The following is a 13284-nucleotide window of genomic DNA, read 5'->3' as shown; positions in this document are numbered from 1 at the left end:
AATGCAAGGAAGCAGCGTTTCAGTATCAAGTGGAGCGCCAGCTGGAAAAGGGTCAATTACGACCTGCATAATGTATTGGGTTTTTATGCCATGCTGGTAGGACTTGCTTTGGCACTGACAGGTATGGTAATGGGATTTCAGTGGTTTGCAGATACTGTTTACACACTGACTGGCGGAAAGGGTAGTGCAGTCTACCAGATGCCACTTTCAGATACAACTGCTGTTGTGGTTGATGAGCTTCCAAAACCTGTTATCGATCAGGTGTGGGAAAAACTGGAGGCAGATAAGCCGGCTACAGGTCAGGCTTATATCTCGGTACCACAACTGAAAACAGAATCTTTCTATACGTATATCAACCATAAGCCGAGCAGTTTCCATCAGGTAGACTATTTCCACTTTGACCAGTTTACAGGCAAAAAACTGGGGGCTGATATGCCTTTTGACGGGAAGTATGAGGATGCCGATTTTGCCAAGAAACTGCAACGGATGAACTACGATATCCATATTGGGGCAATCTTGGGACTGCCGGGTAAGCTAATTGTATTCTTTGCCAGCCTGATCATTGCTTCGTTACCCGTAACAGGAACAGTGATTTGGTGGGGTAGGAGGAAAAAGACATCAAAAAAGAAGAAAGGGCGTAAAGTTCTGGCTATTCAATAAGATTTTGAGATCAAAACCAAATTGACTTTTTAGAGGATCATCCAGAAGGGTGATCCTATTTTTTTGTCTATTCATTTATTTAAATGGCTGTATTTCAATTGAATTTTAGGAGTGAGGCTTATGGTTTTCCTTAGTAAAAGGAATATGTGTTTTACTTTCTGTAAAATGTGCTGAAAGAAGATAGCCAAAATAGGGAGCTTTGTATATCGAAAATCTGAAACACATTTTAACTCAAATATAACTATGAAAGCAACAGCACTAATTACAGGAGCTTCAAGTGGTATAGGTCAGGAATTCGCCAGAATTCATGCAGAAAAGGGAGGTAATCTGGTAATCGTTGCCAGAAGTGCAGACAAGCTTAACCAATTGAAAAGCGAGTTGGAGGCCAAGTACTCGTGTGCGGTTTATGTGATAACCAAAGATTTAACGGAACTGAGTGCGCCAAAAGAAGTGTACGATGAGGTAAAAGAAAAAGGCATTGAAGTAGATTACTTGATAAATAATGCAGGATTTGGTGGACATGGTAAGTTCCACGAAAGGGAATGGGAACAGGATTTGGCTATGATCAACCTGAATATTGTTGCACTGACAGCCCTGACAAGGTTTTTTCTTCCTGATATGGTCGCCAAGAATAAAGGGAAAATACTGAATGTATCCTCGACAGCGAGTCTGTTGCCCGGACCGTTACAGGCCGTTTACTATGCAACAAAGGCTTACGTTACATTCTTCAGCAATGCCATTGCGGAAGAGTTAAGGGACACCAAGGTAACAGTCACTACATTGATGCCAGGTGCTACTGAAACGGGGTTTGCAGCAGTATCAGGAATGGACAAGACTTCGTTGTTTGAGAAGACTGCGAGTGCCAGTTCCGTAGCAAAGGATGGTTACGAAGGGATGTTGGCTGGCAAGTTGGACGTTGTATCAGGGTTAACTTTTGCACAAAAAGTGATGCTCTCTGCGATTCCATTTACACCTAAAAAAGTGTTGCTTTCGCAAATCAGGCAAATGCAGGAGATTTAAGCTTTTGCTTAAAAGACATTATTCAAGTCACCTTATGGTTTATAAGGTGACTTTTCTTTTTGGTTGGGTTTAAGGAGTTTGTAAACAGAAAGAAATTATTACTTATCAGTTATTGGATTATCTTCGTAACTCAAATTTTTTGTAACTGTAATTAAACCCAATAAAAATGAAAATTAGCATAACATACTTGCTTATAGCCGCTGCCTCAATTGCTATGTTTTTTGGATGTCAGGATCAAGGTAACTCCACGAAAGTTGCTTCGGTAGAAGAATCCGTTGAACCTATTTTGGCTGATCAGATTCAGGGAAGCTGGAAACTTGTTCAGGCAGAAACACAAGAAAACGGCAGTGTCACCTATAAGGACCTTTCCTCAACTGATTTTATCAAAATAATCAATGGGAAACACTTTGCTTTTTTCAACCAGAGCAATGATGAACAGAAAGTTTTTTATGGTGGAGCAGGTGTTTATTCACTGGAAGGAAACCAATATACAGAGACACTTTCATTCACAGGAATTGAAGAGATGAGAGGGCATCAGTTTACTTTTGAACTGGAAGTAAAAGGGGATAGCCTGATTCAGAGCGGATGGGAAATTGTAGAGGAGCAAAACATTAAAAGACATATTGTAGAGAAATATGTAAAACTTTGATCCAATAAAAAACCGACTCATAATCTATTTTGAAAATGAGTCGGTTTGGAAGCGTTTAATTACTAATCCCCATCATTATCGCTGAAAGTCAGCGTCAGGCTAAGAGCCGACATCATATCAGACTTTAACAAGCGAATCAGGTTTTCCATCTCGGTGTAAAGTTCATTCGACTGTTCCAGTTGCTGGTTTTCAACTGCTGTAAAGAGCGGTGTGTTAAAACCATCCAGAAGAGTAATGATTCCCTCAATCTGGCTGATGATTTTTTCTGAGAGCTGATGGTTTTCTGTATTCTCAGTAGAGAAATCAATCAGTTTTGCTAAGCCTGTTCCTCCATTCCCCTCGAAGTATAATTTTAATGAAGTCAGGTTTTCCTTCAGTTGCTCAACCGAGGTCTTGGAGTATGGACTTTCCACAAGGTCGGGCGCCAATTCTTGCGTAAGGGAGCCTTTTCCTAGCGGTGCACCTAGTTTCTTGTTCTTAATATTCTCAGCAAACACGATAATATTGTTCGCCAGATCATTGACTGACGTACCAATGCCGTTGCCGATTTTTTCGATAAACTCAGCTTGATAGGTGTTGCTCCAGTCGTTACTCATCTGTGTTGAGATCGTCACCAGATTTTGCGCCAAGGCTTTCAGGTACAATCCTCTGTTTGGATCTGCAAATGCATCAATGATCTTTTGGTGATCATTGTCCTGATCGAAGATCAGGTACTCAATTGCATGTAGTCCTTTTCTGGTAGAGCCTTGATTACTGACATAGGTTTCATCAATGGTCTCAGTCGTATTGATGGCTTCCTCTATCAGCGCAGTTTCTGTTAGTGGCCAACGGCTGATGTACGTGCGGAAGTAATTGATGGCAACGGGTCCCAAGTCAACCATTTCGATGCTGGCCCATGAATTGGTCATTTTCACCCATTCTGCCTGTAAGGCAATCAGGTTATCTTCCTGTGGCGTTTCGGTAAATGTCACTGTCGCATTCAGGAAAGAGGAAGAGGCATCCGAAAATTGTGTATAGGATGGGACAATGATATTCGTAGCCAAGTCTTTCAGCAATACTTCCTTGTCAAAGTCACGGCTTCCTTCATCGGATTCACAGGCGCAAAGGGACAGGATAACCATTGCCCAAGCCAATATTTTTAGAGATTTCATATTCGTTATAGGGAGTTTACAAAAGTGATCAATGCAGTTCTTTCCTCTGCTGATAGCTGAATAAAACTTTCCTTTGATTTGCTAGCTTCTCCACCATGCCACAGGATGGCTTCTTCCACGTTTCTGGCTCTACCGTCATGGAGCAGTTGCGTATGTCCATTGACCGTCTCAATCAGTCCAATACCCCATAAAGGCGGAGTACGCCACTCATTGCCAGTTGCTTGGAAGTCTGGTCGGTTATCAGCCAAATCATCACCCATATCATGAAGCAGGAGATCTGTATAAGGAAAGATGGTCTGATAGGCCAGTGCAGAGATCGTATGTGCCCCAGTTGTCATACTCGGGATATGACACCCGCTACATTGAAGTTGCTTGAAGAGGGCTTTTCCCTTAAGCACTTCCTCATCCTTGGCTTGAGACCTGACAGGTACAGCGAGTGTAGAGCTGTAAAAAGTAACCTTGTCCAAAATGCTTTCCTTCAATTCCGGTTTACCTCCGCTTATTGTTTCATTGCAAGCTTGCTCAAGATCTGTACAAGACTCGTCAGGAAATAGGGATGAGGTAATGCCAATATCACCAAGGAAGGCACCAGCAACCTGTTGTTTCAGGTTGGGCATATTGGCTTTCCAACCGAATCGCCCGATTACCTCTTTTTGGGCAATCATGTCCCAGACCATGTTTGGTCTGCCACTGATGCCGTCTTTGTTTGTATCGAATTCGTCAGCAAAAGACAGGATGGTATTAGTTTCAACTGCCTCCAGAAGCCCCAAACCAATCATCTGGTTGGCTACCCTTGGCGAGTACATGACACCACTTTCAAACTCTCCCAGATTCAGGTTAAAAGTATAGGTAGGCTTGCGGATTGTATATTTTTCCCCATCCGCATACTCGCCTGTAATCTCTTCATATGCAATCAGCAGTTCACCTTCACCACTTTCTCCGACTTCCAGAATGCCATTGTTGGCTAACTGGCCGCCGTATGTCGGTTCGCCTACAGGTTCACCATGACTTCCACTTCCTGGAACACTCAAGCGAACCAGCATAGAGGATAACGGATCGCCAAACTGGTCAGGAGCTTTTCCACGGCCATCCTTGAAGTGGCACCCGGCGCATGAGCGGGAGTTAAAGAAAGGACCCAGACCATCCAAATCCTCCGTTGAGGAAGGGGCTTTTACCCAGTTTCGGTTAAAAAATGAATTTCCAGTCACAAAGATCAGGTCACCATCACCTTCAAGATTAGGAGCAGGATTGGAAAAGGCATTGACAGAGATGTCATAATGTGAGGTTGCGCCTCCCGGAAATTCCTCACCCTCTTCATACCATGACGTTGCGACTGTAGTATCCTTGTCTTCACATGCCAAAAGACCCAGCAGGAGTATACTCAGTAAGTAAACTTTTTTCATTCGTTATACTTTTCTGTTAAGGAGAAAAAAGCAAGGGTAATACAAACGATTACCCTGCTTACTCATCTTGAAAAAGTGGCTTAAATATCTGAAGGGTCAAAAGAGTAACCCAACACTTGAGCGGCTTCAGCAATCTTGTCGCCTTGCTCTCTCAGGATCGTAAAGGCATTCTTTACCCTCTCTCTACCATCAGGATTTGAAGACAGAATTTCCTGATCAAATGGACTTTGGATTGCTTCACAAGTTTCCACTGACTCATTTACCAGTGAAGTGATCTCAGTGTTTAGTGTTTCATCCTTAGCTTGTACCAAGTCATCAATACCAGCACCATCTATTTTAGAACCATCCACTCTTGTATAGCTACCCAAGTACACATTTTTGATACCCAATGCGTTGGTTACAATATCCCTGTGTGTATTGTCGCTGAAACATGAGTGCTCGTCTTCCTTGCTTTGCTCATCATAAGCCACAAAGATACGCTCACCAGCCAGTTCACCTTTGCTTAGCTTACCCATACCTGATAGGATGTAGCCGATTGAACCATTCTCTGCTACGAAAGTAGTTCTGTAGTCACCGCCTTCAGCCCATTCTGCTCTTAAAGAAGCAAGGTCATCTACCAGAATCTGGATTGCCAGTTTCAGGTAAGTAGCTCTTCTGTTGGCATTGTCAGCAGTGGTATAGTCTGTATAAGGTCTTTCTCCGCCACCCGGGCCATCAGAAAGGTCTTGTCCCCAAAGAAGGAACTCAATGGCATGGTAGCCTAGAGCGACATTTGTTTCACTGCCATTCTCATTTTGCTCCAGCAGTACTTCCTTAGTGATTTCAGGGAAAGTCTCTGTATCGTTGATGATGTTTGTACCTGAACCTTCAACTACGTAATCAATATGTGCCTCATCCAATGGCCATGCATTCAGCTGACCTTCAGGTCCATCAGCATCATCGATTGGGCCACCGTAGAATCTGAATGCTTCAGATTGTCCGTAAGGCTCTCTTGCAGCCAACCATGCCTTCTTTGCATCTTCCAATGCGGCTTGGCTAGGGTCGTTCAGGAATAGGTTTACTTGGTTTTGTAGCGCTAAAGCAGTTAGGTATGCATCGTCGTAAGTTGCGTATACAATCTCAGAGTAGTTCTCAAGCACCGCTGCTTCAAGTGTAGAATTGTCAGTTGTTGGTTCCGTTTCGTTATCACATGACGCGAATAAAGCACCTGCTAGTAATAGTGTTAAAACCTTTTTCATCTTACTTTATTTAGTTTAAAAATTAGCGGGCAAAGCTATTTTAAAATATTATTTAGATCAAATTAAAATAACAAAGGTCTACTATTTTGTTTGTAAGTATTTGATAAAGAGGTTTTTGAAATTCAATTAGGAAGTGAGGATTTTAATTTTTCTCTAACACAATTAGAGAAATCATCATTTTTTAGGTGTAGAAGTTTAAACATTAAAAACTCAAATGATCTTTTTAAAATCGTAAGCATCATTTTTTGGATAGAAAAAAAGCACACTTATAAGTGTTGGTTTGGAATATTAACCAATGCCATGTCTTCTTTACTTCTTCATAAATTACCAAATCCTTAAAATTAACTTAATCTACATAATTGAATATTAGTCAAAAATATACCGTTTATTTGGATATAATTTGACTTATATGAAAAAGGATATCATAATTATTGGTGCTGGTATAGCAGGACAGGCTTTGGCACTGGCTGAAGCTAAGAAAGGTAATAAGGTTACCGTATTTGACAGGACTTCTCAACCTGTTGGCGCATCTGTCAGGAACTTCGGAATGGTATGGCCTATTGGACAGCCAGAAGGTGTTTTTTATGAGGTAGCACTGAGATCAAGGCAAATATGGAAAGAGCTGATTGCTGCTACAGGGATCTACTCAGACCAGATAGGAAGCTTACACCTTGGCTATCGTGATGATGAGTGGGATGTCCTGCAGGAGTTCTATCAAGCCTATCAGGATGGACCTTATGAGTTGGAATTGGTTGAGGCAGGCAAGATTGACAAATATTCAAATGCGGTCAAGAAGGAAAACCTGAAGGGTGGTGTATTCAGCAAGACAGAGGTGATTGTAGACCCAAGAGAGGCACTGCGAACTTTTCCTTCCTACTTGTCTGAGCAACTTGGCGTAACGTTTCATTGGAATACTTTAGTGAAGGAAGTGGGTGACAGTAAGGTGACGACTTCTGATGGAAGAATCTTTGTGGCTGACCAGATTTATGTTTGCAGCGGTCCAGATCTTGAGACGCTTTACCCTGAAATTTATACCTCATGGGGTGTTACCAAATGTAAGTTGCAGATGATGCGTACAGTTGCGCAGCCAAACAACTGGAGGCTTGGACCTGCTTTGGCTGCTGGCTTGACACTGACACATTATAAGGCGTTTGATAAGTGTCCTTCCTTGGGTAAGCTGAAAAGCAGAATTGAAGAAGAGATGCCCCTGTACCCGAAATATGGCATCCACGTGATGGCTTCACAAACAGGACTGGGTGAGTTGACATTGGGAGACTCTCACGAATATGGTCTGACACACGATCCGTTTGACCGTATGGAAATCAACCAACTTGTTTTGGATTATCTGAAGACTTTCCTTGATGCTCCTACTTTCGCCTTACAGGAGTCATGGCATGGTATATATCCTAAATCTACAACTGGAAAAACAGTGCTGATCGCACAGCCTGAAGAAAATATTATCCTGATGAACGCTTTGGGAGGTGCGGGGATGACGCTCTCATTTGGAGTAGCTGACCGTATCGCCAATGGGAATTGGGATGATTTGATTTGATTGAAGTTGCATTTTTGAAAATGGTAACCACCTGAATATTCGTTTCGGGTGGTTTTTTTGTTAGAGTCTTCCTAAGGATTTATTATTTCAAAATAAGAAAAGCCACCTCAATATGAGGTGGCTTTTGACTGACTAGGTATTTATTAGTTTTTTGAGAACTAAAGTTTTTATTAGAACAACGAGATTTTTACGCCCATTTGTCCTCTGATGCCATAATATTCTACTTGCAATGGCCTGCCTTCTTCGCCAAGGTAATAGGTCATCGGCTCATTCAGCAGGTTATTCATCTCGGCAAAGATCATCACCTTGTCTGATACCTTGTATGAAGTGGTAAAGTCCATTGTGGTGTAGGCGCCGTAGATCTCATCCTGTGCATCACTGCTACCATGCTCCATGATATAGGCACCTTTATGGTTCCAAGCTAGGCGTGCATTAAAGCCACCTTTTTCATAGTAAAGGGCAATGTTGTACAGGGCATCTGCCTGACGAGGGATTGCTGTTTCCCTTACCTCCCCATCATCCAGTGGGATGGTCATTTCAGACTTCATAAATGTAGCGTTTGCATTGATGCCGAAACCGCTCAGGAAGCCTGGAAGAAAATCAAACTGTCTTGAAACATTGGCCTCTACACCTGCCAACCATGCATTGTCGCCATTGTCTGGTGCTGTGATTTCAATGTTTTTATAAGTCAATACATCTCCTTTGCGTGTAGAGGTAAAGACAGGGTCTGCTATGCTCTTTGCAAATACACCACCTGAGATCACACCAACATTACCAAAGAAATGCTCTGCCATCAGGTCAAAGTTCCAAGAGTAAGTGGGTTTCAACTCAGGATTACCTCCAGTGTAGATATTGTCAAACGACATGTATGAACCACCCGGAGCCATCTGCCAGAATGAAGGGCGTGCAAATGTTCTTGTTACGGCAAATCTCAAGTTGGTCATATTGCTAGGCTGGAACTTGGCGTGCAGCATTGGCAGTAAAGACAAGTAGTTGTTTTCAACGGTTGTTGGCTGTACCTCGCCGTCCACAAGATTGTAGCCTTCAAGCGTTGTGAGGGTTTGTGTCATCCTTAGGCCGCCAATCAGTGTCAGTTTTGTTGTTGGCTTGTAAGTGCCCATCACATAACCTGAGATATGCTGTTCGTGCACTTCAAAGTTACGGCCTATTGCACCACCATTTGATAGCAACCCTGAATCATCTTCCAACAGCTTCAGTTGTCCTGCATCCCTCAGTTTGACATACAGCTCGTGTGTTGTTTCAAGGTCCAGTACTTTAGAGAAGTTCTGGCTGAATGAGCTATTGAGTTCACTCATGTAGTCATTTTTGCCTGGCTGATCCTGAAGGCTGCTTCCTGCGGCTTTACCCAAGAACTCATCCACATTGGCCATCGTGATTTCCTCTGTACCGGTGTATTCATAGTATTCATCTGAGAAAGACTCTGTTCTTAGCTTGTCTCTGAATTTTAATCCTGCCTTCAAGGTAAATATATCCGAAAGGTTGGATTCAATATTGGCTTGTGCAACGATACGGTCCCTGTCACGTTTTGCCACACGGTAAATACCGAAAGTAGCCAATTTCATTTGAGAAGGGTCTACCTGAAAGTCATCACCCAATACCTGATCCAGGTTTTCCAGCGTGAATTGTCCTCCGTCAGGCGTGAACTGAAGTCTGTTCTTATTGTCATCCCCACTTTCCAACATGCCTACATTCATTGGAACACCGCTCTGGTTGAATTGCGCGAGGAAGTAAGAATTATCCTGTCCGTCAGGGATATCACCATAGTAGAATTGGTTATCGTAGCTTGACAGTTTCCAGTCCACTTTTGTCTTGCTGTTCAGCTTGTGGTCACCTGCCAATTCGGCTCCCCACATCTCTGTGATTAGGATGTTGTCAATGTGTTGTAGCTCCACTCTGCCTTCTCCTGTATCAGTATCGATTTTATCAAAACGTAACCTGTGTTTGAAGTGTGTTTCATGATCATTCAAAGTACCATAAACTCCTCTTGCTGTTATCTTGCTGTTCTCATTGAAGTTGTACTCCATACCACCGTTGAAGCCAACAGTTCTTCTTCTGCCGTCATAGTCTCTTAGTTCCAGTCTGTACACACCGTCAGATTTTCTTCTTGGCTCATAGTTGTCCGTTGCCCAAGCTCTGTCCCAGATGGTTCCATTCAGGATATAACCGAATTTTCCATTCTTTGACCTATCGCCATATAGTACGTTGGCAGAGTAGATGCCACCTGCTGCTTTTTGGTTGGCACCACCACCAAGTGTAACATTCAGGGTTCTGCTGTCAGGTGCTGTTTTAGTGATAAAGTTCACGCTACCGCCCATTGCGTCTGCCTCCATGTCTGGTGTGATAGCTTTTGAGACTTCGACCATTTCAATTAGGTCAGAAGGGAAAAAGTCAAAAGCGGATGCACGAGAACCTGTTTCTTCCTCAGCTGCTGGAATACGGTCACCGTTGATGGTGGCTGAAGACCAGTCTGCCGGAAGACCACGTACTGCTACAAAACGCCCCTCACCTTGGTCACGTTCAATCGAAACGCCAGCAATACGTTGTACTGCCTCAGCTGCATTTCTGTCTGGAAGCTTACCGATACCATCCGTTGAGAGCACATTCTTGATATTCAGGGATGCTCTCTGTACAGAAAGTGCCTTGGCTTCTGAAGCTTTCATGGAACCCATTACAACTACCTCGGTCAATTCACTGGCATCCTCAACCATTGAGATGGTCCCTATATCTAGCAGCTGGTTGTCTGTGATGGTTATTTGTTTTTCTATGGATTTATAACCTAGAAATGCAATCTCCAATGTATAGTTTCCGGCTTTGTCTACTCCTAACTGAAAGTGTCCTTCCAAGTCGGTAGTAGTGCCTTTGTTGGTTCCTTTTATCAATACCATGGCGCTAGGTAACGGACCATTATCGTCCACTATTTTACCTTTGACTCCCGCCAGTTTTTGGGCATAAGTAACCTGTCCTAATAGCAGCATGGCTATCAAGAGGAAGTAGTTCCTGTAAATGTTGTACATGACTGTGTTTGAGGTTTAAAACTTCGTTATGTTCCGATAAAAAATAATAGAGAATTAATATTTTGTCATCAGTGGTCTAACCGTACAAGTGCAACGTTTAAACCTTGTTATGAGATAGTGTTTTATGTCTATTAGCAACCTGACATGACAGGTTCTGCTATGGTTGTTTCTGCTGTTTGAGATTTATATCGCCTGATAAAATAGAGGCTGCTGACCAGTGTCACAGTTGCTCCCATAAAGCCGATAATGTAGCTGCCTTTGATCATCCAGGTCAGGTAACTGGCAGAAGGCATCCCGAAATTCTTGTACAATAGCAATCCTGTACTGCCAAGGTAACCCAGCCCATCTGAGAGCAGGAGCAGGAAGCTCACCGTACTGACATACTTGAATGCTGCAATCAGTCGGTCCATCAGCATAATTTGATAAGGTACATACCCCACATACAAACCAAAGCCTATCAGGGTAATCCATACCTCAGGTGTAATCATATGACTCTCGAACAGCCACGTGGCTCCAGCAATCAGCAAACATCCGCCAAAGAGCAGGAGGTGGTTCAGCTGAAAAGCCAGCATATTGTTTTTGATGCGCATCATCAAGGCTATAATCACCAGCATCACGACAAAGATCGGGGTTTCAGTTTGCGTGAATATTGCGGCATCGTTGCCCTTTCCGAGTGAGACCCAGATTTCGGCAGCGAAGTTGTCCCTGAAATCCCTGAACACACACAGCAACACATAAAGCAGCAACAACATGGATAAGCCAAAGCCGAAATGCAGGTAAAATTTCCATCTTGCCTTACCATCCATCGGCATACGCTTGGTTCTTTGCCTTTCATCCTCCTTACTTGGAACAGGTAAATGGTCCATCAGCCATACACTCAATACAAGCGGGATCAGGAAAAGCAAACCGGTTATGGCAGGCATCCAGAACTCTGAGACGTTCAATTCCAGCATCAGCCACTTGCCTACGGACTTTACAATACCTGATGAAAATATCTGTGTGGTAGAAAGTCCGGCTCCCAACAGTTCAGTAGTGGTTCTGCCTTCCAGATAGGAAAAGACAATTCCCCAGACCATGCCAAGCGGTAACCCGTTGAGCACCATAAAGAATATATTGTAAGGCGCTGGTACGATGGCGAAAAGGATAAGTGAGGTGGCCGCTATGCTGATCAGGATCAGGATAAGCCAAGGCCGTTGCTTATTGTTCATCTCCGACACGTACTTGACCCCAATAAACTTGGAAAGCGTGTATCCGATCAGTTGGGCTGTCAGTACCAGTATCTTGTAATCGACTCCCCATTGCTCCATGCCTGCAAATGTGGCAGCACCGATCGGTTTACGGAAAGCATAGGTACCGGAGTAGGTCACAAATGCCGTCATCCAACCGAAAAGCACAAATGTGAGCTTGGGGCTTTTACCTAACCAATTATTCAACTTTTCGAAATGATACATCGCTGTTTATTTTTTGAAAGGGGAAAGGCGATTGCTCACCTTTCCCTGTATTTTGTTACTTGAGTAATGGAATAAGCTCGGGCAAAGCGTGAATAATGTGCGTATATGGATAAGGCTTGAAAGTCTCTTCCGTAAATGCACCTGTCGTGATGCCGATCACCATGCCACATTTTGCAGCGTCACCCTGTTGCATATCAGAGCTGGTATCTCCAATCTTGATCACTGACTGGCTGTCTTCCACACCGAAATGTTCCATCGCCTTGAAGATCATATCAGGGTACGGTCTTCCTTGAGTCACCTCGTCGCTAGCCACACTGAAATCAATCAGGTTGTCCTTTTTCCAGCCTAGTCTGTCGATGATCACATCCATGATATCCCTGCTGAACCCTGTGTCAATGGCAATCTTGATCCCTTTGTTGTGAAGTGCTGTGAAAGTTTCTCTCACTCCTTCCTCTTCCTTTACACTTGCATCGGTTTGGTAGAATTCTACCATATTCCGAACAAACTGATCATGGATAACCTTGATGTCAGCTTCCGTATAGGCTTCCTTGTTATCATCCAATACCTTTTTGATGGCGATTGGCTTAGGGTATCCCATTAGTGGGTTTACCTGCTCTTCAGTTGTCTTGAAGCCGCCTTTTTCAAAAGCGTCTACAAATGCCTTGTGTACATAATTCTTGTCTTTGACTGTAGTACCTGCCATGTCAAAGACTGCCAGTTTGATTCCCATGCTTTTTTGGATTTACATTTCAGGCTAAAAGCCATTCGTTATTCCTTTTAAATAGATCTCGTGATAAGCATCTTTCAGCCAGTGTATCTTTGGCTGAATTGCTTGGTACAAATCAATACATAATTTGATATATATTCAACTTTTGTGAATGATGCTCAATAATTAAATGCCTTGAAAAATAGATTTGGGAATATTGCGTATAACTTTAGTTCATGTTTAGTTTACTGTAAATGCTACTCTGATGTGTATTTATACACATTATGGTAATATTGAGGGGAAAAAATGGAAAGGTTAAAAAATCATCAAATGCATATATTGGTATACCGTTCAGACAAAATGCATAATTATTGAAAGTGAATATTTGTCAAAAAATGAAATCTGATAGAAACCACGAA

General features: G+C 42.9%; 10 protein-coding genes. 4 read left to right on the top strand and 6 right to left on the bottom strand.

All coding sequences use genetic code 11. The features are described 5' to 3' along the window. The 3 genes from V6R21_RS04760 to V6R21_RS04750 all read left to right on the top strand — a co-directional run. A partial coding sequence (locus tag V6R21_RS04760) for a PepSY-associated TM helix domain-containing protein (protein WP_334241343.1) occupies window positions 1–660 on the top strand: 660 nt, incomplete at its 5' end. 243 nt (window positions 661–903) lie between these two features. Then, a complete protein-coding gene (locus V6R21_RS04755; RefSeq protein ID WP_334241067.1) occupies window positions 904–1680 on the top strand; it encodes an SDR family NAD(P)-dependent oxidoreductase in 777 nt (258 codons plus the stop codon). A gap of 166 nt (window positions 1681–1846) precedes the next feature. Continuing rightward, a complete protein-coding gene (locus V6R21_RS04750; protein WP_334241065.1) occupies window positions 1847–2329 on the top strand; it encodes a hypothetical protein in 483 nt (160 codons plus the stop codon). A gap of 62 nt (window positions 2330–2391) precedes the next feature. On the opposite strand, the gene V6R21_RS04745 is transcribed toward V6R21_RS04750, so the two are convergent. From V6R21_RS04745 to V6R21_RS04735, 3 genes are all read right to left on the bottom strand, one after another. Beyond that, a complete protein-coding gene (locus V6R21_RS04745; RefSeq protein ID WP_334241063.1) occupies window positions 2392–3480 on the bottom strand; it encodes an imelysin family protein in 1089 nt (362 codons plus the stop codon). Window positions 3481–3485: 5 nt separating this feature from the next. Next, window positions 3486–4883 carry a di-heme oxidoreductase family protein gene (locus V6R21_RS04740; RefSeq protein WP_334241061.1) on the bottom strand — a complete coding sequence of 466 codons (1398 nt, stop codon included), beginning with the start codon at window positions 4881–4883 and terminating at the stop codon, window positions 3486–3488. A gap of 80 nt (window positions 4884–4963) precedes the next feature. After that, window positions 4964–6121, bottom strand: a complete 1158-nt coding sequence (locus V6R21_RS04735; protein ID WP_334241059.1) for an imelysin family protein — start codon at window positions 6119–6121, stop codon at window positions 4964–4966. Between the two features lie 409 nt (window positions 6122–6530). On the opposite strand from V6R21_RS04735, the gene V6R21_RS04730 reads away from it, so the two are divergent. After that, on the top strand, window positions 6531–7673 hold the full coding sequence (locus V6R21_RS04730) for a TIGR03364 family FAD-dependent oxidoreductase (protein ID WP_334241057.1): 1143 nt from the start codon (window positions 6531–6533) through the stop codon (window positions 7671–7673). A 170-nt stretch (window positions 7674–7843) separates the two neighbouring features. Here the strand turns inward: V6R21_RS04730 and V6R21_RS04725 are convergent, their stop codons facing one another. The 3 genes from V6R21_RS04725 to V6R21_RS04715 form a co-directional block, all read right to left on the bottom strand. Beyond that, on the bottom strand, window positions 7844–10708 hold the full coding sequence (locus V6R21_RS04725; protein WP_334241055.1) for a TonB-dependent receptor: 2865 nt from the start codon (window positions 10706–10708) through the stop codon (window positions 7844–7846). 131 nt (window positions 10709–10839) lie between these two features. Further along, on the bottom strand, window positions 10840–12159 hold the full coding sequence (locus V6R21_RS04720) for a DUF5690 family protein (protein ID WP_334241054.1): 1320 nt from the start codon (window positions 12157–12159) through the stop codon (window positions 10840–10842). Window positions 12160–12214: 55 nt separating this feature from the next. After that, complete coding sequence (locus V6R21_RS04715) at window positions 12215–12889, bottom strand: phosphonatase-like hydrolase (RefSeq protein WP_334241052.1); 675 nt, start codon at window positions 12887–12889, stop codon at window positions 12215–12217. Window positions 12890–13284 lie beyond the last annotated feature (395 nt).

Origin of the sequence: Limibacter armeniacum (genome assembly GCF_036880985.1) — a bacterium.
Taxonomy (GTDB): domain Bacteria; phylum Bacteroidota; class Bacteroidia; order Cytophagales; family Flammeovirgaceae; genus Limibacter; species Limibacter armeniacum.
This window is presented reverse-complemented; position numbering and strand designations above follow the sequence as displayed.